This window comes from Sphingobium sp. B8D3B, assembly GCF_025961875.1.
Taxonomy (GTDB): domain Bacteria; phylum Pseudomonadota; class Alphaproteobacteria; order Sphingomonadales; family Sphingomonadaceae; genus Sphingobium.
In genome coordinates, this window is sequence record NZ_JAOQON010000001.1 from 3,174,068 (window position 1) to 3,197,924 (window position 23,857).

The 23,857-nt window shown below is 63.3% G+C and carries 21 protein-coding genes; 11 read left to right on the forward strand and 10 right to left on the reverse strand.

Annotation, left to right across the window (positions count from 1 at the left end; translation table 11 throughout):
* Positions 1–23: 23 nt before the first annotated feature.
* Positions 24–899, reverse strand: a complete 876-nt coding sequence (locus tag M2343_RS14965) for an amidohydrolase family protein (protein WP_264577245.1) — start codon at positions 897–899, stop codon at positions 24–26.
* Positions 900–999: 100 nt separating this feature from the next.
* Here M2343_RS14965 and M2343_RS14970 point away from each other — a divergent pair, with 100 nt between their 5' ends.
* Positions 1,000–1,944, forward strand: a complete 945-nt coding sequence (locus M2343_RS14970; protein ID WP_264577246.1) for a 2-hydroxyacid dehydrogenase — start codon at positions 1,000–1,002, stop codon at positions 1,942–1,944.
* Between the two features lie 12 nt (positions 1,945–1,956).
* A complete protein-coding gene (locus M2343_RS14975; RefSeq protein WP_264577247.1) occupies positions 1,957–2,664 on the forward strand; it encodes a glutathione S-transferase N-terminal domain-containing protein in 708 nt (235 codons plus the stop codon).
* Between the two features lie 26 nt (positions 2,665–2,690).
* Here the strand turns inward: M2343_RS14975 and M2343_RS14980 are convergent, their stop codons facing one another.
* Positions 2,691–3,722, reverse strand: a complete 1,032-nt coding sequence (locus M2343_RS14980; RefSeq protein ID WP_264577248.1) for an alpha/beta hydrolase — start codon at positions 3,720–3,722, stop codon at positions 2,691–2,693.
* 296 nt (positions 3,723–4,018) lie between these two features.
* On the opposite strand from M2343_RS14980, the gene M2343_RS14985 reads away from it, so the two are divergent.
* Together M2343_RS14985 and M2343_RS14990 are read left to right on the forward strand one after the other, a co-directional pair.
* Complete coding sequence (locus M2343_RS14985; protein ID WP_264577249.1) at positions 4,019–4,870, forward strand: TauD/TfdA dioxygenase family protein; 852 nt, start codon at positions 4,019–4,021, stop codon at positions 4,868–4,870.
* Positions 4,870–5,256: a VOC family protein gene (locus M2343_RS14990; protein ID WP_264577582.1), complete on the forward strand. Its 387-nt coding sequence runs from the start codon at positions 4,870–4,872 to the stop codon at positions 5,254–5,256. The genes M2343_RS14985 and M2343_RS14990 overlap by 1 nt, the downstream gene beginning before the upstream one ends.
* Before the next feature lie 20 nt (positions 5,257–5,276).
* Here M2343_RS14990 and M2343_RS14995 read toward each other — a convergent pair whose 3' ends face one another.
* The 3 genes from M2343_RS14995 to M2343_RS15005 all read right to left on the reverse strand — a co-directional run bounded on the left by M2343_RS14995 (position 5,277) and on the right by M2343_RS15005 (position 10,162).
* On the reverse strand, positions 5,277–6,152 hold the full coding sequence (locus M2343_RS14995) for an IclR family transcriptional regulator C-terminal domain-containing protein (protein ID WP_264577250.1): 876 nt from the start codon (positions 6,150–6,152) through the stop codon (positions 5,277–5,279).
* 119 nt (positions 6,153–6,271) lie between these two features.
* Positions 6,272–8,806 (reverse strand): TonB-dependent receptor, encoded by a 2,535-nt coding sequence (locus M2343_RS15000; RefSeq protein ID WP_264577251.1) that lies wholly within the window; start codon positions 8,804–8,806, stop codon positions 6,272–6,274.
* Positions 8,807–9,091: 285 nt separating this feature from the next.
* Complete coding sequence (locus M2343_RS15005) at positions 9,092–10,162, reverse strand: alpha/beta hydrolase (protein ID WP_264577252.1); 1,071 nt, start codon at positions 10,160–10,162, stop codon at positions 9,092–9,094.
* A gap of 445 nt (positions 10,163–10,607) precedes the next feature.
* Here M2343_RS15005 and M2343_RS15010 point away from each other — a divergent pair, with 445 nt between their 5' ends.
* Positions 10,608–11,018, forward strand: coding sequence for a BLUF domain-containing protein (locus tag M2343_RS15010; RefSeq protein WP_264573770.1), 411 nt, complete (start codon positions 10,608–10,610; stop codon positions 11,016–11,018).
* A gap of 248 nt (positions 11,019–11,266) precedes the next feature.
* Here the strand turns inward: M2343_RS15010 and paoC are convergent, their stop codons facing one another.
* Genes paoC through paoA form a run of 3 tightly spaced genes read right to left on the reverse strand, consistent with a single transcriptional unit; the run spans position 11,267 to position 15,055 of the window.
* Positions 11,267–13,468: an aldehyde oxidoreductase molybdenum-binding subunit PaoC gene (paoC, locus tag M2343_RS15015; RefSeq protein WP_264577253.1), complete on the reverse strand. Its 2,202-nt coding sequence runs from the start codon at positions 13,466–13,468 to the stop codon at positions 11,267–11,269.
* Positions 13,469–13,472: 4 nt separating this feature from the next.
* Entirely contained in the window at positions 13,473–14,423 is a 951-nt protein-coding gene (locus tag M2343_RS15020; protein WP_264577254.1) for an FAD binding domain-containing protein, read from the reverse strand.
* On the reverse strand, positions 14,420–15,055 hold the full coding sequence (paoA, locus tag M2343_RS15025) for an aldehyde dehydrogenase iron-sulfur subunit PaoA (protein ID WP_264577255.1): 636 nt from the start codon (positions 15,053–15,055) through the stop codon (positions 14,420–14,422). Before paoA ends, M2343_RS15020 begins: the two co-directional genes overlap by 4 nt.
* Positions 15,056–15,228: 173 nt before the next feature.
* Here paoA and M2343_RS15030 point away from each other — a divergent pair, with 173 nt between their 5' ends.
* The 4 genes from M2343_RS15030 to M2343_RS15045 all read left to right on the forward strand — a co-directional run bounded on the left by M2343_RS15030 (position 15,229) and on the right by M2343_RS15045 (position 19,149).
* Positions 15,229–15,666: a DUF1810 domain-containing protein gene (locus M2343_RS15030; RefSeq protein ID WP_264577256.1), complete on the forward strand. Its 438-nt coding sequence runs from the start codon at positions 15,229–15,231 to the stop codon at positions 15,664–15,666.
* Positions 15,667–15,993: 327 nt separating this feature from the next.
* Complete coding sequence (locus tag M2343_RS15035; protein WP_264577257.1) at positions 15,994–16,311, forward strand: DUF485 domain-containing protein; 318 nt, start codon at positions 15,994–15,996, stop codon at positions 16,309–16,311.
* Positions 16,308–18,014: a cation/acetate symporter ActP gene (gene actP, locus M2343_RS15040; protein ID WP_264577258.1), complete on the forward strand. Its 1,707-nt coding sequence runs from the start codon at positions 16,308–16,310 to the stop codon at positions 18,012–18,014. The genes M2343_RS15035 and actP overlap by 4 nt, the downstream gene beginning before the upstream one ends.
* A gap of 28 nt (positions 18,015–18,042) precedes the next feature.
* The gene (locus tag M2343_RS15045; protein WP_264577259.1) at positions 18,043–19,149 is read left to right on the forward strand and encodes an alpha/beta hydrolase; all 1,107 of its coding nucleotides are present in this window, start codon (positions 18,043–18,045) and stop codon (positions 19,147–19,149) included.
* Positions 19,150–19,257: 108 nt separating this feature from the next.
* On the opposite strand, the gene M2343_RS15050 is transcribed toward M2343_RS15045, so the two are convergent.
* Both M2343_RS15050 and M2343_RS15055 read right to left on the reverse strand, forming a co-directional pair.
* A complete protein-coding gene (locus M2343_RS15050) occupies positions 19,258–20,796 on the reverse strand; it encodes a carboxylesterase/lipase family protein (protein ID WP_264577260.1) in 1,539 nt (512 codons plus the stop codon).
* Positions 20,797–21,068: 272 nt separating this feature from the next.
* Positions 21,069–22,547 (reverse strand): phospholipase D-like domain-containing protein, encoded by a 1,479-nt coding sequence (locus M2343_RS15055; RefSeq protein WP_264577261.1) that lies wholly within the window; start codon positions 22,545–22,547, stop codon positions 21,069–21,071.
* A 305-nt stretch (positions 22,548–22,852) separates the two neighbouring features.
* Here M2343_RS15055 and M2343_RS15060 point away from each other — a divergent pair, with 305 nt between their 5' ends.
* On the forward strand, positions 22,853–23,254 hold the full coding sequence (locus M2343_RS15060) for a hypothetical protein (protein WP_181558524.1): 402 nt from the start codon (positions 22,853–22,855) through the stop codon (positions 23,252–23,254).
* Positions 23,255–23,305: 51 nt separating this feature from the next.
* Complete coding sequence (locus M2343_RS15065; protein WP_181558525.1) at positions 23,306–23,854, forward strand: metal-dependent hydrolase; 549 nt, start codon at positions 23,306–23,308, stop codon at positions 23,852–23,854.
* The last annotated feature ends 3 nt before the right edge of the window (positions 23,855–23,857 follow it).

Genomic DNA, 23,857 nt, shown 5'->3' on the forward strand with positions numbered 1-23,857 from the left:
TCTAGGAGTCGGGATTGGCACGGTCAAGGCATTTTCATCCCGAGAAGGGCGGCAGGATTGTCTGAAAGGCAGCGACGGAAAGCCTCTTCTCCCACCCAGGACCGGAGCTGATTGAGCAGGGCTGACGGGTCGGGCACCTGAGCGGTCCGTACAAAGGGCCAGTCCGATCCCCAGATCACCCGGTGGGGTGCCGCGTCTACAAGTGCGGATACGACCGGCTGCATGTCGCTATAGGCGCCCGGCAGTGCCGACCGCCGAAAATAAGTCAGCTTGACCCAGGCCTTGCCGGTGGCGATGGCATTCAGTAGCCGGTCGAAGCGATAGGTGCCCGGACGGTCATCCGGGGAGAGACCGGCCAGGTGATCGAACACCAACGGCATATCGCTCCCAGCGTCGCCAAGCGCCAGATCAGCGCATTGCTCCAAACTTCCCCACACATGGGCGTGAAGCCCGAGAGCGCGCATGTCGCTGCGCAGATCCTCAAGCTGATCAAAGCCTTGCGTCCCCGGATAGCGACCGCCGTCCGGCCCCGGCACGCCGACAAAACGAAGGGCGACGAGGCCTGCGCTTCTTAATGCTGCCAGCCTATCTCGATCGATCGTCGCGCTGACAGAGCCGACTCCCAGCAGCCGGCCCTGGCCGTGGCGCAAAGCATCCAGCAGGGCGCTATGATCGTCGCCATAGAGGGAGGGCTGGATGAGAAGCGCGTGATCGAACCCCAGCCGGTCGAGCGTCGCAAGATGCAGGTCGCGGTCGGCGGACGGAGGCTCGTAAGCGCCGCCTGGTGCGAGCGGAAAGTGCGGACGCGGCCCGAAAACATGGGTGTGGCAATCCCAGGCGCCGGCCGGCAGGATGTGCGGAGGACGACCGTCGCCGGACATTCCGGAGTTGCTGGTCACGCTTCTGCCTCCTGACGTACTTTTTACCGTCGGACGACGGCCGGGTTAGCGCTATTGACCTAATTCTTTAGGTCATGCAAGTCAGCCAGAAGGAGCGAACGTGAACGACCTGCCCGAAATTGCTGTCATCGCCGAGCTGCCCGCGGACCTGCGAACCGCGCTCGAACGCGATTTTCGGTTGATCCCCGTCCCGCTCGAAGGCGCGAATGCGCAGCCCGTCACGGCAATTCCATCGACTGTGCGCGCTGTGGCCACGCGGGCGGTCCTTGGCATTCCCTCGGGCCTTCTGGAAGCGCTGCCGGATTTAGGACTGGTGCTCTCCCTCGGCGCGGGTCTGGACAATATCGACGTCGAGGCGCTGGCCGCACGCCAGATCGTCCTCGCGCACACCCCCGACCAGTTCACGGAGGATGTCGCCGATTTTGCACTCGGGCTCATCTACGCCGCCGAGCGCAACATCGTCGCGGCCGACCGGTTCATGCGCAGCGGACGTTGGGCGGAGAACCGCTTCATGAATGGCCGTCGCGTGAGCGCCCGGCGGGTCGGCATTGTCGGACTGGGTCGGATCGGGCGGAGGCTCGCCGAGAAATGTGCCAGCCTGGGCATGTCTGTCGATTACCATGCGCGCGCCCCGGTCGCGGATTGCGCCTACACTTATCATTCCGACGTAACCGCGCTCGCTGCCGCGTGCGACATTCTGGTGCTGGCCTGCGCGGTGACGGATCAGACGCGGCGCATGGTCACCCGCGAGGTCCTGGACGCGCTTGGCCCGCAAGGCATCGTCGTCAACATCGCGCGCGGTGCTGTGATCGATGAGGAGGCATTGATCGACGCCCTGCAAGATCGCACCATCGCCGGAGCGGCGCTCGACGTGTTCGACAAGGAGCCGGACTTCGACCCACGCCTGATCCGCCTCGAGAACGTGATCCTGACGCCGCACGCCGCAAGCTTCACATTCGAAGCGCGGCAGGCGGTCATTGATCACCTGATGGACGCGGCAAGAGCCTACTTTTCGAGCGTTGATGATTCCCAGGCCCCCTCATAGCGGAGAATTGCGATGTCCAACCTGTCTGAGATGGAAATCACCCGGCGGTGGCCGGCCGAGCATCCCGATCGGATTCAGCTCTATTCCGTCCGGACGCCCAATGGCGTGAAGGTCTCCATCATGCTTGAAGAGACGGGGCTGCCGTACGAGGCGCATCTCGTCGCCTTTTCGACGGACGAGCAAAAGAGCCCGGAGTTTCTCTCGATCAGCCCGAACGGGAAGATTCCGGCCATCGTCGATCCCTCCGGTCCGGGAGGAGCTCCGATCGCTCTGTTCGAGTCCGGTGCCATTCTGCTCTACCTTGCCGAGAAGACCGGGCAGTTCATGCCCACCGACGCATCCGGTCGCTGGGAAGCGCTGCAGTGGCTGATGTTCCAGGTCGGGGGCGTTGGTCCGATGGTCGGCCAGCTGGGTTTTTTCCACAGGTTCGCGGGCAAGGACTGGGAGGATAAGCGACCCAGAGACCGGTACGCGGCGGAAACCGCTCGGTTGCTCAGCGTCATGAACACGCGGCTCGCAGATCGGGAGTGGTTTCTCGGTAAAGATTATTCGATCGTCGACATCTCGCTGCTCGGATGGATCCGCAATATTGTCGGGCTGTTCGACGCGGCAGAGCTGGTTGACTTCGGATCAATGCCCCACGTCGCGCGATGGCTCGAACAAGGACTGGCCCGCCCCGCAGTTCAGCGCGGGCTGAACATGCCGCCGCGCCCGTCCTAAGGCCGGCTTGCCGGCGACGGCGGTGGTCAGCGCTCGTCCAGCCTGTGCCGGTGAAGGAAGGCCGAGAGGAGGTCGGCCACGGCCACATTATTGAGGTCCGCAAAGGGGAGGTGGGTGTTCCCCGAAAGGCCGGCGGCCGGCAAGGACAGGATTTCCGCCTTACCGCCATGGGCGTTGACGATCGCCACAAAGGTCGTCGCCGCGCGATAGGCCGCGCTCCAGTTCGTCGACTGCGCAATGTGATCGCCGAACACGATCTGGATCGGAATGCGCGTGAGCCGCTTGAACTGCTCGGCGGACACTTTGACCGGGCCGAACGGTCCCTTCCCAGCCGGCGGGCCTTCCCCTTCAGGAAACACGAACCCGGGCGGCTCGTAAGCGACGATGCCTTTGACATTGTCACTCTCGAGCGCGGTCATGAAGGCCCGGAAACCGCCGCCGGAATTGGTGACAAGCACCGTTGGGCCGATCCGGTCGACAGCCTTCGCCGCTGCCGCGCTCTGCAATTGAGCGTTCGGTACAGTGTCGAACTCATCGTACCGCGCGCGCATTGCCTGATCCCAGGCTTGCGGGTCGTCCTTGGGGAACTGGATGCCCGCGAACCAGTTGGGGTAGGTTTCCCCCAGGCGCCAGGCCTTGAAATTCCCCTCATCTCGGCCGGGCACTGCCTTGTAGGTATAGTCCTCGCAGCCCCAGTTCGCGCGGCCAACGCGCGGGCCATCCCAGAGGTAGATCGGGAAACCGCGGCGCAGGAAGATGCTCTGGAAGCCTTCGCCGCCATCCCACCGGTTTTGCCACACGGCCACGCTGGAACTGTGCCACAGCAGCAGCGCTGTCTTCCGCGCCCGCCGGGGGATCTGATATTCCACGAAACCGTGATCGCAGGACAGATGTCCCGCCGCAGCATCGCCCAGCAGCGCACCACCGACCGAAAACGAGCCTTGCCGCTCCAGGACGATGGGAGCCGCGAATGCCGGAGTTGCCGTGAACGGACTCGTGGCGACGCAGAAGCTGCCGATGCTCGCCAACGTTAGCAAGCGGCGCAGTGATCTTCTCATGGATTCGGTCTTCCCCGGAAAGGCAGATGAAGAATGTCAGGAGGCTCGCAGGGCGCGGAGGCAGTTTCCCGCCGCCGGTCTTGCATCATCCATTAATCCGCAGATGATACCGGAGAAATTTCCGCTTCTCAAGGCCGGAGGATGGCTTGCGCCGCAGACAAAGCCATGCAATTTGTAAATCCGGAATATTTTCCGGCTTATTGCGGCGCAGGCGGGTTTCAGCAGCGTCCCAGCGGCGTCTTGAGCAGGCGCCCGCCCAGACGAGAGCGATGCATCGCGGGGTTCGGAGAGGAAATTTGGACGACATTTCAGTCACGCGGATCAACGGTCTCATCGGCGCCGAGATTGGCAATGTGGACATGTCCAAGGATATTGATGACCGGACGATCGAGCAGATCACAAAAGCTCTCGCCGAGAATGGCGTCATCTTTTTCCGCGATCAGGATCTCAGCGCCGACCGGCAACGCGCATTTGCAGGCCGCTTTGCCTTGCCGGGCGCAAAGCGCGCGCCAGTGGCGGACGCGCAGATCACGATGATCGAGAAGGAAGAGCAGCAGCTCAAGAATGTGGGCGGAGGCTGGCATGCCGACCAGACATTCAACGAGGTTCCGTCCTGGGGCTCTATCCTCGCGGCGAAGGTGCTGCCGTCAGCCGGCGGCGACACGGTGTTTGCGAGCCTCGCTGCCGCTTATGATGATCTCTCAGAGGGCATGAAGACCCAGCTCGAAACGATGCGAGCAGAGCATAATAACGAGCGGGTCATCACGTCGATGTCCCTGCTGCCCCAATATGCAGGCGCCAAGGCGAAGATCGTGAAGGCGACCCATCCCGTGGTTATCCGGCATCCGATCACCGGCCGTAAATCCCTGTTCGTCAACCGCGGCTACACGACCCACTTTGAGGGATGGACACAGGAAGAGAGCGCGCCCTTGCTCCAATATCTGTTCCAGAAGTGCGAACGACCGGAATATCAGGTCCGTCTCAAGTGGCGCCCGGGAACGGTGGCGTTCTGGGACAATCTCCAGGTCCTGCACTATGCCGTCAATGATTATCACGGCGAGCGGCGGGTCATGCAGCGTGTCTCCGTTTCGGGCATTCGTCTCGATCGGGCGGGGTGCACAGCAGCGGCCTGCGTGTCCCAGCCATGATGTTCAATCACATCTTTGTCGGAACGAATGACCTGGAGAGAGCGCGGCAGTTTTACGATGCCGTGATGGGGGCACTGGGGCACGCCAATGCCGCCGCCCCGGACGCGCTCCTGCTTTCTTATCGCTGCGGCGAGCAGGGCTTCGCTGTCAGGGCGCCCCGCAACGGCGATCCGGCAACCTTCGCGAACGGCGGCACGATCGGCTTTCGGGCGCCAAGCCCGGAACATGTCGATGCGTTTCATCGTGCCGGGTTGGCCAATGGAGGGGTAGACGATGGCGCGCCTGGCACGCGGCCGGGCAGTTACGGCCAGCCATATATCGCCTATCTGCGCGATCCCGACGGCAACAAAGTCTGCGCGACCTGGAAAGCTTCCTGGAAGGACTAGTCGCGCCGGTGCGGCTGCCGTCAGAGCAGCGAAGACGCCGCCTGTTCGATCTCGATCGCAGCCTCCTGCAATGGGCCAAGCAGATCGGCCACCAGCCGATCCAGGGACGCACTGCTGACCGAGGCGGCTGCGACAATCGAAGCCGCCTGAACCCCGCCCAGCGACAGGGGAACAGCAATGGAGCGCTGGCCCAGGAAGATCTCCTGATCGTTCAGGGCGTAGCCCTTGCTCCGCGCCTCTTCCACATCGGCCTTCAGCGCTGCGGCACTGGAAAGGGTGTTGGGCGTGAAGGATTGGAAGTCCCAGCCTTTCAGGCGCTCGTCCAAGACGTCCGGCGCCAATCCGGCGAGCAGGACCTTGCCGGGCGCCGTCGCATAGGCCGGCAGTCGCGCGCCGACATGCACGTAAAAGGGCTCGATCGGCTTATGCGTGCCCCGCGCGATGTAGACCACGTCGCGCTCGTCCAGCACCGTGATGCAGCACGTCGCATTCAGCCTGCGCGCAAGCTGGGTGAGAAGAGGTTTCGCGATAGCGGCGAATGGCTGCGACGAGAGATAGGAAAAGCCGAGTTTGAGAACCCGGGGGGTGAGGCAGAATCGGCCTTCGTCGGCTACGGCATAACCGAGCTTCTCCAGGGTCCGCAGAATACGGCGGGTGGTTCCCGGCGTGAGCTTGAGCTCCCGTGCAATCTGACTCAAGGTCCAGTCAGGATTGTCCGATCCGAACAACTCCAGGACGGCTAGCCCTTTTTCCAGCGAGGGAATGAAGTCGTCATCCACCGCGCGCGCGCCCTCCTGCTCCCCGGTCTGCGTTTTCGATTTGGCCATGTTCAATATTCCGACTTTTTCGCGGGGAATGATGCTGCTCTGCTTTCCACGGCTGGCGGTCAGAATCAAGCTGACGTCCTTAGCCGATCCTGCATGGCGGACAGAGCCAGAAGCAGACAGGGCCGCCGGCGCCAGCCGACAGCCCTGTGTTGCTTTGGGGCAAGCCGAATGCTCGGCTCAGCGCATTATTAGAAGCTCTTCTCCACAGTCAGGTAGAACTGGCGCGGCGCCGCCGGCTGCGCGTTGGTGTAGGCCGCGCCCAACGCCTGGGAGTCGAACACGTTATAATAATAAACCTTGTCGAAGAGGTTCGTGGCTCCCACGGCGATAGAGAAGTCATATTCGTCGTTGTCGTAGGTCAGGCGGGCATTGAAGACCGAACGCGCCGGCATAAGGTTATCAAAGGTGGTCGACGTGCCGGACACCACCTGGCTCGATTCATAGATCCAGTCCACCCGGGGCGTGATCGATCCGGCCAGTGACGGAAGCTCTGCCGTGTACTGCACGCCCGCGTTTGCCGTCCAGAACGGCGAATTCTGCCGCCGGTTGACTGCGCGCTCCCGAATGTCCGGCGCCGTCAGCTTGGTGTACCCCACCGAGCCATTGATGAGCAGGCCATCGACGGGATTGATGGTGTACTCGGCTTCAAAGCCGCGGATTTTCGCGGCCTGATTGCGATAGTAGGTCCGTCCGAGGCAGGTAATGCCGGTGCCTGCCGCCACGACCGCGCCGCAGGTGGTCGACCCCGCAGGGCCTCCCGCGAGTGGGACGAGCGTGCGATTTCCGGGCACGGGCTGACCATTTGCGTCCAGCAGGGCCTCGGATCCTGAAATCGAAGTCGGGCGGTTCTTGAAGTCGGTATAGAAGGCCGCGAGATTCAGGCGCACCCGACGATCGAAGAGATCGAGCTTGGCGCCGATTTCGTAGGCGATGTCGTCATTGCCATCATATTGCGCGATCTGTGAGGGCTGTTGCGGGCGCGGATCGAAGCCGGGAAGCGAGTTGCCGGTCGCAGCGGACACATAGATGAGCGCGTTGGACGCCAGCTGATAATTGACGCCGGCCTTCCAGTCGAACCGCGTCTGCTGCGGAACGACGTAAAAGACCGTGTCGCTGGCGCTGGGTGAGGTGTCGAGGACGTTATAAAAGTCGACGACCTTCTTATCGTCCGAATAGCGCAGGCCGCCCACGAAGCTGAGCGCTTCACCAAATGGCCGGATCGTGGCATTGGCGAAGACCGCCTTGCTCGTCGGGTTGAACTCAGAATCGATGAGCCGCTGGAACGAGCTCTGGGGCGAGATGAAGGCGGCATGCTGCGAGCCATCGGCCGTGAAGTAGAAGCCGCCCATGACCCAGTCGATGAACGATGACTTGCCGGACAGGCGCGCTTCGGCCGTCCAATATTCCTCCGAGAAGGTATTGGACCGCAACACCACATTGAGTGGCGAGCCATCATCGTCATAGGAATGGGTCTCGACCATCTCACGGTGTGCGACCACCGCGAGGAAATTGATGTCGGGATTGATGTCCCAGCTCATCTTGGCTGAGACGCCCCAGTTCTTGAGGTCGATGAACGGCGAAAAGCGGGCGCCGCCGCGCACGGCCACACCATTGATCCGCAAGCCATTATAGAATGTGTTGCCTGGGATGACCGTGCCTGCGACGATGGGATCGCTGAAGCTGGCATAGGTACTATAGGGATCGCCCGTCAGGAAGCGGGTGTCATAGGCCAGGCCCAGTGTGTTTGCGGCGGACACGACCGTCCCGGATACCCGGTTATTGATGATCCCGACGATGCTATCGGCGTTGTTCTCGCTGGTATCGCGGATATAGTCGCCCGTCACCGTGAACCGCAGATCGTCGGACGGCTTCCAGAGCAAGGATCCTCGGTAGGCCTGCACATCTTCGCCGCCCTGATGGCCGACGACGCAATCCTTGGGCGTGAACCCGGCGGTCGGCATGTTGAGCGTCGAGGCATAAGGCAAGGAGCCCGACAGCGCAGGCGTGCCGCGCGCGCGCATCTCGCAGGTGAAATCGAGGATCTTCTGATAGCCCGTCCGCTTCTTCGAGAGCGCGGAAACGGAGAGGGCGAGCTGCTCGTTCAACGGCAGATTCAGCGAGCCGCGGAAGTCCATGCGGTCATAGGAGCCGGCTGTGATCTGAATACGCCCATAAACATCGCTGGTGGAGGGCTGCTTGCTGATGATGTTGACCGCGCCGGCGAGCGAATTCCGCCCAAACAGGGTGCCCTGCGGACCCCGGAGCACCTCGATATGCTCGATATCCAGAAGATCGAAGTTCGACCCGAGCAGCGTCGGGAAATAGACGTCGTCGAGATAGAAAGCGACGACAGGCTCGCTGGCGAGGCTCGTATCCCGATTGCCGATCCCCCGGATTGTCGCGTCGATACCGGGCCCGAATGCACCTTGTGACTTCCGGAATTGCGTGTTGGGAACCACAGCGGTCAGTTCGCCGACGCTGGTGATGCCCTTCTGCTCGATCGCCTCGGCCGTGACCGCGGTGATGGCGATCGGCGTATCCTGCAAATTCGTCGACTGGCGCGTGGCGGTAACCACGATGTCCTCAAGGCCGCCTGCCCGGCTGTCCTGTGGCGTCGCTTGCGAGGCCGCCGATGCCGATCCAACCTGTGCGCTTGCCGGCCCTGCTAACAAAGCGAGAACCAGCGCTGCCGAGCTTATGGTTGCCAATTCCAGGTTTTTCATCTCAGTCTCCCTCGGGCGAATTCTAGCGAGATGGAGACCCTCTCGTCGCCCCTCGCGATGCTCGCCATATTTCCGGATATTTTTCCGGTTAGCGATCTAGCGCGCATTTTCGGCAGCTGCAATCCTAATAATCCGCGAAATCCAGATGAATTTTGCGGAGATGTGATGTATCTATTTTGTAAAAATGAGACAGGACTGTGATGAGTTGGGCTATAAAATAAGTGATCAACTACAAATATGTCTTGTCTACATGTATGATCTCGCTGAGAGAGTTCATGTATATGTTTATCGGTCTACGACAATTTTCAGATGTTTTCCGAAGAATGGAAGGACTTCTTTTTGCAGTCTTTCCGGAACTTTACTGCTGTGATCGCCCGGATAAATGTCCAGTTGATTGCTTATAGCATAGTTATCTAGGTTTTTATGGAGCTCGGTTGCTGCGGTGACGATCGTGTCCTGATCGCCGACGTCGATGCCAATGGCGCGATAGGTCCTGAGAGCAGCGACATACTGGTCGATGAAACTGAGCGGGGCATTGGCTGCGCGCTTGGCCATGATCGCCTCGCGCGACTCGCCCTGTTCCGTAATTGGCAGATCGACAAAGAGCGGCGGCTTCGCCGGATTGGGCGAGAACGCCGCCGCTGTCGCAAGTGGCCCTGCATATTTGAACGGAAGCCCCCGGGCTGCCTGAGGGGATGCAAGATCGTTGATCTCCCTCACTTCTTTTGCGGTCAATCCCTGCGTTCCGAGAGTGCTCAGGCAACAGGGCGACAACATGTAGAGAACGCCAAACCGCCCTGGGCGCTTCATGCCGATGCGCGCGACGCCGTAGCCGCCCATGGAATGCCCCATCAAGCCACGCGCGGCCGCCTCTGGAATCGAGCGGAACTCCCGGTCGATATAGGCAGGCAATTCGTCCGCAATGAATGTCTCGAAGTCGCCGGTGACAGTGGAGCTGCCATAGAAAGATCCGCCATACTCATTGCTTCCATCGGGGAACACGACAATGACCTCCGGCACCCCCGCAGCAAAAGCTGCAGCGATCCGCCTGGCGGCATCGAGTTTCTGCATCCAGCTCGCCGCGTCGATGGAGAAGCCGTGCAGGGCGTAAACCACGGGGTATCGCCGCTTGATGTCGCGGCCATAACTCGGGGGAAGAACGACAAAGACCTCGCGCTCGGCGGAGGTCCCCAGAAGATTGCCGGCAATGGCTTGTGATTGGATCAGCCGCCGCTCCACCCGAACTTGGGTGTTGGGGGCTTCGGCCTCGCTTGCGATCGATGGAGCGGCGGGAGCGGCGCCAGCGGCCAGCGAGGCGGTGACAAGCCCAAGGGCAACCAGCAACCGCATCTTCATATCTGCATCCTCTCTTGCCGTCAGGCCAGAAGTCTTCTCGCGGCTCACATTTCACACATAGGCCAATTCGACCTGCGCGCACTCACCACTATAAACATATGTTTACATGTTTTATCGGTCAAGCAGCGCTTGTTTTGGTGTTACTGGACCAGTCGCCATGTCGGCGACGCTGCTGGTCAGAAGTCGAGAGAGCCCGATCCCTCTTCGTTCGAAGCGGTTGATCCGCTCGAGGCCGAAAGCGGCCGGGTGCGTCCTGAGAAGTCCGCCTCCGCTATGGATGGCTGCGAAATGAGGGGCGCACAGGGAAATCCGCCCGGTGCAACGGAACGCGGATTTGATGACTTAAAGTCAAATCCTCGTCGATTTCGGCTCGCGCACTCGGCTCACCGCGCTGGAAGTATTTGATTAACATCGCATCCCTAGCCCGGTCGCTAAGGAGCCTGCCATGCATCGCATTTTATATATCAGCACTGTCCGTCGGACGCTTTCGGATGCGGAGCTTGAGGACATTTTGGTCGCGTCCCGACGGAATAACCGGCTCGCTGATGTAACGGGCTTGCTCGTGGTAGGGAATCGGCGCTTCCTTCAGGTTCTCGAAGGCCCTGAAGACGCCGTCAATTCGACGTTCTCCCGCATTTCAAAGGATCAGCGTCACTATGCTGTGGTCCAACTGAATAACAAGGCAATCGCGGCACGGTCGTTCGCGCGATGGGAGATGGGATTTCAGCGGGGTGGCGACGTCAACGAGGGCTCGACCCTTGAAGAGCAGGTGGCAAGCTTGCTTGAACCTGTCACCGACGCAAATTTGAAAGCCTATTTCAGCGGTTTTGCTAAATCCCATAGTCAGCCGGCCTGAGAAACCACCAACATGCGTCATTAGCGGATCCAAGCTCAGGAACCACCCGCATGTTCCTCGTAGGAAGCCCGAATAGTCATCTTGGGCGCCGACGATTGACACTCATCGTCCAATCCTCAGTTGGAGCAGAGCGCGGCCTCGATGAGAGCAGAATGCCTCGCAACCATGACTTGGCCGCCGCGACATTTCTTCGTCGCGCTCAACTCAGGCCGTCCAGCGCTGCTCCACTAAACCTCATTCGCGTCCGCCTAAACCGCCTTCGGTAAGCGCGAGAGATGCTTGTCCAAGGTCATCGGATAATCGCGCAGCCGCACGCCGGTGGCATTGTAGATGGCGTTGGCGACCGCGGCTCCCACGCCGCAAATCCCAAGTTCCCCAACGCCTTTCGCCTTCATCGGCGTGGACCAAGGGTCGGTGGTATCGAGGAAGATGACATCCTGATGCGGGATGTCGGCATGGACCGGCACTTCGTAACCCGCGAGGTCATGGTTGACGAAAAAGCCGAACCGCTTGTCGACCACGAGTTCTTCCATCAGGGCCGCGCCTGCGCCCATGGTCATGGCGCCGATCACCTGGCTTCGCGCTGACTTGGGATTGAGGATGCGCCCGGCGTCACACACGGCGAGCATCCGCCGGATGCGGGTTTCGCCCGTAAAGGCGTCGACTCCGACCTCCACGAAATGACCGGCGAAGGTGGATTGCTGCGCCCGGTCGGCAAAGTCGTCGGCATAGTCGATGCCATCCTCGGCGACGAGCTCCCCATCGCGCGCGGCGTCGCGCAAGGGCACGGCGCGATCGCCCGAGCGAACCTCGCCGTCGGCAAACGTCACATCCGCATCGTTCAGCCCCAAGCGCGCCGCCACCTGCTCGCGCATCTCGATGCAGGCGGCATAGACGCCGGCTGTCGAGTTGGCCGCGCCCCATTGGCCGCCCGAACCCGCTGCGGCGGGGAAATCAGAGTCGCCCAATTTCACGATGACATCGCCGAGGTCCACGCCCATCATCTCGGCGGCGGTCTGAGCGATGATCGTGTAAGTGCCGGTGCCGATATCAGTCATGTCGGTCTCGACGGTGACCTTGCCGTCGCCCGACAGCCGGACCCGTGCCGCGGATTTGGTCAGCTGATTGTTGCGAAAGCCGCCGGCCACGCCCATGCCGATCAGCCAGCGACCGTCACGCACCGACCCCGGGGTCGTCTTGCGCTTGTACCATCCGAACCGCTCCGCGCCGGTCCTGAGGCACTCGACGAAATGACGCGCCGAAAAGGGACGCTCGGGCTCCATCGGATCGACCTGCGTATCGTTCAGGATACGAAATTCCACCGGGTCCATCCCCAGCTTCTCGGCCATTTCATCCATGGCGATCTCCAGCGCCATCAGCCCCGGCGCTTCGCCAGGCGCGCGCATTGCGTTGCCTTCCGGCAGATCGAGCTGCGCCAGCTTCATAGCGACTTCCCGGCTTTCCCCCGCGTAGAAAAGCTTGGTTTGCTGGACGGCGGTCTCCGGTTCGCCATCCGGCAGATTTCCCGAAATGCTCTCGTGCGAGATCGCAAGAATGCGCCCATCCTTGTTCGCGCCGATCCGGATATGCTGCAGCGTCGCGGGCCGATGGGTCGTGTTATTGATGATGAGCGGACGCGTGAGGGCGACTTTCACCGGCCGCCCAACCGTCTTGGCCCCCAGCGCCGCAAGAACGACATCGGAGCGGAGAAACAATTTTCCGCCAAAGCCGCCCCCGACATAGGGGGAATCGAGCCGCACCTGCTCGGGCTTGAGCGATAGGGCCTTGGCAAGATCGCGCTTGCCCCAGGCAATCATCTGGTTCGACGTCCAGACGGTGAGCCTGTCGCCTTCCCACGCGGCGATGGTGGCGTGCGGCTCCATCATCGCATGGCTTTCGTCCGGTGTGCTGTAGCGCTGGTCGAGCTTGACCTCAGCCTTTGCGTAGCTGGCTGCGAAATCGCCGGCTTTGTTGGTCTCGTCCTCGTCCGGAACGGGCTCGGCCCGAGGCGCCTCACGCTCGAGATCGAATTTGCCATCTTCCCGGACATAATCGACCTGAATCAGCGATGCGGCCGCGCGGGCCTGCTCAAAGGTCTCGGCGACCACCAGCGCGATCGCCTGATGATAATGCTGGATCTTCGCTCCGCCGAACAGATTGGCGGTGTTCTGGTCGCCGAGCGGCAGTGGCTTATGGTCCAACGTGGTGATGATCGAGAGCACGCCAGGCGCGGCCTTAGCGTCGACCAGATCGAAAGACCGGATCGTCCCCTTGGCGATGGCCGCGCCGACGACGAAACCATAGGCCTGGTTCGCGGCGACATCATGCCGCTCATAGGCATAGGGTGCGCGCCCCGTTGTCTTGAGCGGCCCGTCGATGCGATCGGTGGACTTGCCGACGACCTTGAGCTGGTCGATCGGGTTCGGGGTGGCGGGGGCATCGAACTTCACGGCATCAACCCTTCGCGTCGTGCAAGATGCCGGCAAGCGTCCGCTCGACCAGCTCGATCTTGAATGCATTGTCCCTGGTCGGCGCGGCGCCGGCGAGGAGGTGCCGGGCCACTGCCTCCGCCCCTTGCGGGAGCGCGGCATCCGCGGCGTCTGTGCGCCAGGGCTTGGGCGCGATCCCGCCCACCGCAACGCGGCCAGAGCAATCCGGCTGGAGGATCGCCGCCACCGACACGAGCGCAAAGGCATAAGAGGCCCGATCACGCACCTTGTGATAGACATGCTGGCCGCCAATCGGCTTGGGCAGCAGCACGGCCGTGATCAGTTCGCCAGGCGCCAGCGCGGTTTCCACATGCGGCGTCTCACCGGGCAATTTGTGGAAGTCGGCAATGTCGATCGACCGGACATTGCCCTGTGCATCGACCGTCTCCACGCGCGCATCCAGCAGCCGCATCGCAACCGCCATGTCGCTGGGGTTCGTCGCGATACATGCAGCGCTGCCGCCAATCACCGCCAGCTGGCGGGAGGCGCCCTCAATAGCCGCGCAGCCAGTCCCGGGCTGACGTTTGTTGCAGGGTTGGTTGGTATCGTAGAAATAGGGACAGCGGGTCCGTTGCAGAAGATTGCCGCCGGTGGTCGCCTTGTTGCGGAGCTGCCCGGACGCGCCGGCCAGAATGGCCCGGCTCAGGACCGCATAATCGCTGCGCACGCGCCGATCCGCCGCAAGCGCCGTATTGGTGACGAGCGCGCCGATCCGCAGGCCGCCATCGGTCTCTTGCGTGATCTGATCGAGCTTCAGATCCTGGACATCGACCAGATGGGTCGGGGTTTCGATCTGCAGCTTCATGAGGTCCAGCAGGTTCGTGCCGCCGGCAATGAAGCGGGCGCCCTGCTGTCTCAAGACGGCCGTCGCGGCCTGAGCGGGCGAGGTCGCGCGCTCATAAGTGAACGGCCTCATGCCTTGGTCTCCGCGACTTCCGCAATCGCCTCGGCAATGTTGGAATAGGCGCCGCAGCGGCAGATATTGCCGCTCATCCGCTCGCGCAGTTCCGCGTTGCTGAGTTGCGGCTTGGCCGACAGATCATCGGTGACGTGGCTCGGTACGCCGGCGGCGATCTCATCCAGCATGGCCACCGCAGAGCAGATCTGTCCCGGCGTGCAATAGCCGCACTGATAGCCATCATGCTTGACGAAGGCGCGTTGCATCGGGTGGAGCTGGTCTGGCGTGCCCAGTCCTTCGATGGTGGTGACCTTGTCGCCATCATGCATCACCGCGAGCGTCAGGCAGCTGTTGATCCGGACACCGTCGACCAGCACGGTGCAGGCGCCGCACTGACCATGATCACAGCCTTTTTTCGTGCCGGTGAGTTTGAGCTCTTCGCGCAGCGCATCGAGCAATGTGGTGCGCGTGTCGATTTGGAACCTGTGCGGCTGACCATTCACGCTCAGGGTAACCTCGACCATCGCCTCGCGTGGTTGCGGCAAGGGCTGCCGAGCATCGGCGTTGTTCAGGCTCATGGTCGCCGCCGTGGCCGAGCCGCCAACCAGCACGCCGCGTCGAGAGACGTGCCACTCCTCCGATCGATCCATGGCATCGTCGTCCTTCGCACCTGCTGATTGGATAATCCCATGCTGGCCGAACGCAGCAGGCGCCAATTGGCTTCCAAATTATCGTGGGTGGCAGGCAGGCGCGGCACTGCCCGCCTGTTCAGCACCGCTCGGGATAGGTTGGCTTCGCGGGCTCCCACTTCCAATGTCGCGGGATGACCAGCGATCCATTCGATCTGAACCGATTTGTCGACGCCCAGCAGGGACGCTACGCGCAGGCCCTGGCGGAAATACGCAGCGGTGCGAAACGAACGCACTGGATGTGGTTCATCTTTCCGCAGATTGCGGGCCTGGGGACCAGCCCCACGGCGCAGCACTTCGCGATCCGCTCGCGCGCCGAAGCCGAAGCCTATCTGGCGCACCCGGTGCTCGGCCCGCGCTATGAGGAATGCGTCATCGCATTACAGGAGCTGGATGGCTCCAGCGCTGAGCAGGTCTTTGGCGCCATCGACGCGATCAAGCTCAGGTCATCACTGACGCTGTTTAACAGCGCTGAGGATAGGCCGATCTTCCGTGCCGCGATCGAGCGCTGGTTTGACAGCCCTGACGAACGCACCGTCGAAATTCTGGGGCAGATGGGTTCATCAGCCTGAAAGAGGGCGGTTGATGAAGCGGAGGCTCATATCGCCCGGCGAACGTATCGCAAACCTTCCTATAAAAATTCGCCCCATCGCCGATTTCAACCCACGCTTGTCACAGCCGAACCTCCCGTGTATTGAATGGCAATCGATTGCAAAATCGTTTTCAGACCTAAGAGTTCGGGTCGCCCGAACCCTCTGCCCGGCCATCCTGCACACCTGGCCGGGCAGAGTTGGGCGACCGACACGGATAAAGTCCCCAGCCGCCGGATGAGGGATTGACTTGCAATCGATGGACAATAGCCTGTCGCACATAAATATGGCGGGCAAGGGGAGTGGCTGATGGATCTGGATGGCGATCATGAACTTGCGGCCATCAGTCGCGATCCGCATTATCAGGCTCTCGTCAAGGCCCGTGGCCGCCTTGGCTGGATTCTGAGCGGCGTGATGATGGCGATCTTCTTCGGCTTCATCCTGCTGGTGGCCTTCGGGCGTACCATCCTTGGCCAACCGCTGCCGGGCATGACGACGACCATTGGCGTGCCTTTGGGCATGGCGGTGATCCTCTCGGGCATCGCGCTGACCGGCTTGTATGTGTGGATTGCCAACCGCCGGTTCGATGCCGAGCTGGATGCGCTGCGCGCGGAGCATCGCCTGTGAGCGGTTCGCGCTGGGCGGCGCTCGCCCTCATGGTGACCATCGGCGCGTTGATGCCCGGCATCGCCCGCGCGGCCACGCCGGGCAATGCCGGCCCCAACATGCCGGCCGTGGTCACCTTCGGCCTGTTCATCATCGTCACTCTGGGCGTTACGGCCTGGGCCGCACGGCGGACGCGCACGACGAGCGATTTCTATACGGCTGGCGGCGGCATCAGCGGTCGGCAAAACGGTCTGGCCATCGCCGGCGACTATATGTCCGCCGCCTCATTCCTCGGCATCTCCGCGCAGATTTATGCCGATGGCTATGATGGGCTGATCTACTCCACAGGTTTTCTGGTCGGCTGGCCGATCATCCTGTTCCTGCTCGCCGAACGGTTGCGCAATCTGGGGCGCTACACTTTTGTCGATGCCGTCGCGTTCCGCTTCGCGCAGACGCCGGTGCGGATTTCTTCCGCCTTCAGCTCGCTCACTGTGGTGCTGTTCTATCTGATCGCGCAGATGGTCGGCGCGGGGCAGCTCATCCAGCTGCTGTTCGGCATTCCCTATCCCTATGCGGTCGGGATCATCGGCCTCGCGATTACGGCCTATGTGCTGTTTGGCGGGATGATCGCGACGACCTGGGTGCAGATCATCAAGGCGGTCATGCTGCTCGGCTGCGCCACCTTCATGTCGCTCGCCGTGCTGTATCGGGTCGGCTTCTCGCTCGACACGCTGTTCGAGCAGGCCGTCGCCGCCAAGCAGGCGATTGCGCTGGCCGCAGGCGCCAGCGCCGATGCAGCGGCGGCGAGCGCGCGGGGCATTCTTGCACCCGGCGGTTTTATCAAGGATCCGCTTTCGGCGATTTCGCTCGGCATGGCGCTGATGTTCGGCACCGCGGGCCTGCCGCATATCCTCATGCGCTTCTTCACGGTGCGCGATGCCCGCACCGCGCGCGCCTCCGTGCTGTGGGCGACGGGGTGGATCGGCTATTTCTATGTGCTCACCTTCATCATTGGCTTTGGCGCGATCGTCTTCGTCGGCAGCAACCCGGCCTATCTCGAGGCCTTGAGCGGCGGGCTGCGCGGCGGCAGCAACATGGCGGCGGTCCATCTCGCCGATGCGGTTGGCGGCGAGGTGTTCATGGGCTTCGTTTCGGCGGTCGCCTTCGCCACCATATTGGCAGTGGTGGCCGGGCTCACCCTTTCCGGCGCCTCGACCATCGCGCATGATCTCTACGCCTCGGTCATCCGCAAGGGCAATGTCGACCAGGCGACCGAACTGCGCCTGTCGCGGATCACGGTGCTGGTGCTGGCCCTGATCGCGGTCGGGCTGGGGATCGCGTTCGAGAAGCAGAATGTCGCGTTCATGGTGAGCCTGGCCTTCGCCGTGGCTGCTTCGGGCAACTTCCCTGCCCTCTTGCTCTCCATCCTGTGGAAGGATTGCACGACGCGCGGCGTTGCCTGGGGATCGGCCATCGGCACGCTGACCGCGCTGGCGTTGACGATCCTCTCGCCGGTGATCTGGGTCGGCCAGCTTGGCGCTGCGCACGCCATCTTCCCGCTCGCCTCGCCCACTTTGGTGTCGATGCCGCTGGCCTTCTTCACCATCTGGCTGATCTCGACGCTCGACCGCAGCGCGCGGGCGCAGGTGGACCGCGCCGGCTACACCGCCCAGCGCATCCGGTCCGAGACCGGCATCGGCGCCGCCGGCGCCAGCGATCATTGATCTGACTCATGCGACAGGAGACGCATTCATGAAGTTTCTGAACCGATCCTCGGCCTGGCTGGTGGCGACGCTGCTCGCCACGACCGGCCCGGCCCACATGGCCAGCGCCCAGCCCCTGCCCGATCCCGCCGCCGTCGCTGCGGCCCCGCTGAGCGCTGAGGACGCAGCCAAGCTCGCGCCCGTCGCGCCGGAACTGCACGGCGCCGCCCGCATGGCGCTCTATTATTCGACGCTGATGGGGCAAATGACCGAGGACTCGGTGCGCGCGTCGCGCAAGTCGGGCAATATGGGGCCGCCCCCGCCGCCGCATCACCGCGACGTTCCGGTCGTCGAGCAGATGATCCCCGGTGCGGCCGGCGCGCCGCAGGTGAAGCTGTACGTGATCAACGCGCAGGAAGGCGCTTGGCGCGGTGGCATCCTGCACACCCATGGCGGCGGCTACATTCTCGGCACGGCCGCGACCGACGTGCGCCGCCTGCAGGAGCTGGCCAAGGAACTGAACGTGGTCATCGTTTCTGTCGAGTATCGCCTCGCGCCGGAAACGACCTATGCCGGGTCCATCGAAGACAATTATGCCGGCCTGCGCTGGATGCATGACAATGCCGCCAAGCTCGGCCTCGATCCCAAGCGGATCGCTGTGATGGGCGAGAGCGCCGGCGGTGGCCATGCCGCCTTGCTGGCGCTGACCGCGCGCGACCGCGGCGAGATTCCGGTCGCCTTCCAGGTGCTCATTTACCCCATGCTGGATGATCGCACCGGCGGCGTGGTGAAGGTGCCGCCGCACATCGCCACGGTCGGCTGGGACGCGCAGCAGAACCAGCTCGGCTGGAAGTCGTTCCTCGGCCAGCAGCCGGGCACGAACAAGGTACCGGCCGCCGCCGTGCCGGCCCGCGCCGCCTCTCTCAAGGGTCTGCCGCCTGCCTTCATCGCCGTCGGCGGGGTCGACCTCTTCGTGAGCGAGGATATCGATTATGCGCGCCGCCTGACCGAGGCAGGGGTGCCGACCGAGTTGCTCGTCGTCCCCTCGGCTTATCACGGCTTTGACGCCATGGCGCCGGACTCGCCGCAGGCCAAGCAATTCAACAAGGCCCGCATCGAAGCCCTGCGCCGCGCTCTGGCGACGCCAGAGAAATAAGCCGTAGCTTGATTCACAGCGTCTGCCGGCCCTCACCGGTCGGAGAGCACAGACGGGGGCGATCGCAAGGTCGCCCCCTTTTCCTTACCGTCGATCGGGCGTGGGTCGTCAGCCTTTCATCGCGCCGAGCTCGGACTCGTCCCAACCCGTTCGCATGGCCGAGACGGTGTCGAACCGCATGGCCTGCGCGCCATGGCCCACCACGGCGTCCCATTGCGCCAGCCCGCCATGATTGGGATTGCCCGTCCGCGCGAAAGCAATCCACGCGTCGGCCATTTCGGCCTCCAGTTTAAGGGCGGCGGCATCGCCACCGGTCATGCTGGCACATCGTTCGGCATTGGCGAAGACATAGGGGATTTCCGCGCAGTGGAATGCGCGCGGACGCCCGTCCAGCACGGGCGTGCTCCGATCAAAGCTGTAAAGCCATGCCGGGGCGCGACGCAGCGCGGCCTTGCCGTTCGCCTGATCGATGGCGGTCTGGCGGATCGGTGCGGTGGCGATGCGTGACCAGATGTCGCAGGGCAGGGCCTCCGGCGTCGTCCGGCGAAATGCGGCCACCACCGCCGCGCCGCGCCCTCCCGTGTATCGATCAGCCCGGTTCAGCAGCTCCGCCTCGCTCATCGTGAAAAAGTCGGGCTGGTTGATCCCGGTGGTGAACTCGTTGAGGGTCGTGCCGACGATCAGCGGCACATCGGCCGACAGCGCAAGGGACTGCGGTGCATCGGGATTGGCGGGCAGCACCGCGCCATCCACTACCGGGGTAAAGCCGTAGCGGCCGCGGGTCCGAGCCTCCATAGAGCCGCCGTCGGGCAGTGGCGGATTCTCCCGGCGGAAGATGGCCGAGCTCGCCGCCAGCAAGCGATCATAGGGTAGGGAGTGCAAGGCACGCAGATCGGTTTTGCCGATGCCCAACTCCGCCAGCATGAGTTCCCCCAGCTTACGGGTCTGAGCGTGGGGCGTGGCCTTGGCGAAGGAGCCGCTCTGAACAATCGCGCGGTGAAACAGGCCGCGCGCGGCGGGCATGGCCATCAGCGTCGAAACCTTGGCGCCGCCGCCGGACTGGCCGAAGATCGTGACCCGACCGGGATCGCCGCCAAAGGCCTCGATATTGCGCTTCACCCATTGCAGCGCCGCGACGATATCCAGCATGCCGACATTGCCGGACTGCGCATAGGCCGGGTCCACGGAGGAGAGGTCGAGAAAACCGAGCAGGTTGAGACGGTGATTGAGCGTGACGACCACCACATCGCCCCGCTGGGCGAGATTATAGCCCTCGAAGGCGGGGATATCGTGCCCGGAGCCGGCGACAAACCCGCCGCCGTGGAGCCAGACCATCACCGGGCGTCGGGCATTGTCCGTGCCGGGCGTCCAGATATTTATGCGCAGACAATCCTCGCCGTCGAAGCTGTCATTCCACTGGAAAATGAAGGCCTCTTCGTCATTCTGGCGGCCCGTGCCCTTGTCCTGCGGGCAGATCGGCCCATAGGCGAGGCTGCTGCGCACGCCGGTCCAGGGCTTGGCTGGCTTGGGCGGGAGGAAGCGATTGGCGCCGCCGGTCGTGTCGGCATAGGGGATACCGCGAAACATGGTGATCCCGCCCCGCATGAAGCCGCGCACCCGGCCGCTGGCGGTCTCGACATCCGCCATGCCTGCGCCGGCAAAAATGGGACCGCGCCCGCCGACGGCTCCGGGACTCGCCTGCGCCGGTCTTGCCGCGCTGGCTAAGGCACCGGTGGCGACAAGCCCTTGCAGAAGCGCCCGACGACTTGCGCCCGCTCCACGCGAACCTGTCATGTTCCTCTCCTTGCCCTAATAGCTTCGCAATCGATTACAGGTTTAGGCCCTTCGCGCGCGGAAGCAAGCCGGGGGAGGCCCACAATCGGGCTGTGCCGCGCTACCTGCTTGACCGTTGGGGAGGCTCAGCCACTGCTACGGCGCCAGCCGGAGAGGCGGCGCAGCAGGCCGCGGTTGCTGAGGGCTTCGAACATGTCGTCCGGTCCTTCCGGGTCGAGGATCTGGTTGTCCGCCAGCCAGGCCTCGACGCCTGTGAGGTCGGGAATCTCATAGGGCACCAGCGTGCGCCGGCGGCTCTTTGCATTTTTCCGGCCCTTGAAGCGGAGCGCCTCGATCGTCTCGATCAGCGATCCGCTGGCGGCCAGCTTTTTCTCGACCTGTGCGATGCTGGCATCGAGATGCTCGGCCAGCAGATCGTTGCGAACCTCCGCGATGGCGGCGCTGCATCCAGAATTGCTGGGCCGGGAGCAGTCCACGGCCACGTCGCATTCCGTATCGAGCCGCAGGGACCGCGCATTCATGTTGGATGAGCCGACGCGCAGGATCATATCATCCACGATCATCACCTTGGCGTGGACGTAGATCGGCTCCTGATCGCGCGTGACCGGATGGTAGAGCCGGAACCGGCCATGCTTGTCGCGCCGCCGCAGCGCGGCCACCAGTCGGGCGCGCGCGGTATCCATCGCCAGCGGTTCGAGCCAGCCCTGCGCGGCCTCGGGATTGACGATCACGATCTCTGGCCCGTCCGGCTCGTCCAGTCGCCGGGCCATGGCTTCGGCGATCCGCCGGGAGGCGAAATACTGGCTTTCGGCATAGATCCACCGCTTCGCGCGTCCGATCTGCTCGATGTAGAGCTGCTCGATCTCGGTTACCTCGCGCTGGTCCGGCATTTTGGGTGCCGTGCGGGCGATGAGAACCTCTACATCCTCGAATTGCACCGGCAGCGCTTTCGGCCAGACGTCATGCTTGCTGCGGATGCCGGCAATGGTCTGCCCCGTCGCCCGCTTCCAGCGGTCGCGCGAATGCTCGCCCAGCGCCGCCGCTGCCGGCCCCTGCAGAGCGGTCGTCGCATCGTGCCAGGGCATATAGGCCGGCCCTTTGCCGGGGCGATGCCGCTCGGGTTCCTCATCGCGATGCGCGCGCGTGTCCCACCGGTCCCCGGTCATGTCGATCCCGCCGCAAAAGGCGAAGCAATCGTCGATCACGACGATCTTCTGATGATGCGACCCGCCGGTGGGGTGATGAGCGTCCAGCTTCACATGGATGCGCGGATGGATGGCCCATTTGGCCACGGTGAAGATGGTCTTGCCCCGGAACAGCGACCCAATGGCCCCGAGATCCCAGCGCAGCAGATAGACTTCGAGCTCGGGATTGGTCTCGACCAGCCAGTAGATGAGATCCCCGATGGTGGTCGGTTCCGGTCCATCGGGTTGCCCCTCTTCCTGGTGTGCGAGTTCGATCCGCGCGTCGAAGTCCCAGCCGACCAGCATGATGCGCTTGCGGGCGCGGATCATGGCCTGCCGCGCGAACCGGAAATAGTCTTCCGCGTCGACGATCACGCAGGCTTTCGCGGCCTTGGCGGCGCGCCAGTAATTGCCCTTCATGCCGACGCGCTCCCCGCGACCCCCGCCTCGACGTGTCCGCGAGGGTGGGGCTGTAGGCGGCCTGCTTCGATCATGCTTTCCCCGTTTCAATCGCCATCGGAACCCTGAGGCGTAACGGCTATCATTACGGTTGCAACGCAAAAGGGTGCCCGGAGCCTTGCCACTTTTCGCGCGGAACTGTGCGCGATGGCTCGCGGGGGGCCGGAGTCTGTCCGTCGCGCCGGCGACTCGGTTCGTCCCCGCAACGTTGCTGCTGCGGAACCGCACGCTTAGCCAACGCGAGCCCAGTCTCCGGAGTTTTCAAGATGACGACCATTCGCACCGCCCTGATATCCTGCACAGCGCTTGCGCTGGCGGGTCTTGCTGTCCCCGCGCAGGCAGAAGGGCTGGGGGCGGAGGGCAACTATGCCCGTGCCAATGGGCGCTGGGGTGCCGAACTGGGCGCTGGTTATGCGGTGGACTTTGCAGGCTTCAGCCTCACGCCGGGCGCCGGGGTTTATCTGCGCGATGGTGGCACGGCAGCCTATGGCCGGGTGGAAGCGGCTTATCAGATCCCTATGTCCCTGCGCATCGGCATCGGCGCGCGGATCAGCGGCGAGGAGCCGCGCGTCTATGGCACCGTCGCCATGCCCCTGCTGCCCCGCGTTGCCGTGAAGGGCAATGTCGGGGACCGTTATGTGTCCGTGGGACTGACGGTCGGCTATTAAGCGTCGACGATGGCGGTTGGCTGACAGCCGAAAGTCGCGCAGAGAGGCGACATGCCGACCATCTTCAGCCATGCCGCGATTTCCCTGTTCGCCGGCGGTGCGCTAGGCCGGCGCCGGATTGCGCCAGCCCTTGCGATCATCGGTGGGGCGCTCGCTGCCCTGCCGGACCTCGATGTGATCGGCTTTCCCCTCGGCGTCGGCTACGCCAGCCAATGGGGGCATCGGGGCTTTACCCATTCGCTGGCGTTTGCATTCGGCGTGGTCGGCCTGATCGCGCTGGTCTGGCCGCGCGCGCGACGTCCAGCGGCCTTTGCCTTTCTGTTCGCCTGCGCAGTGTCCCATCCTCTGCTCGATATGCTGACCGACGGAGGGCAGGGCGTGATGCTGTTATGGCCGTTCGACCATCAGCGGCTGTTCCTCGACTGGCAGCCGATCCGCGTCTCTCCGATCGGCGCGCGCTTCTTCTCGGCACGCGGGCTGGAGACGGTCTACTCCGAACTGCTGCTGATCTGGCTGCCCGGGCTGGCGATGATGACCGCCGCGTGGTTTTGGCGCCGCTGGCGGAGACAGGAAGTTGGGGCCTCCAGCAAACGTCCATAAAGA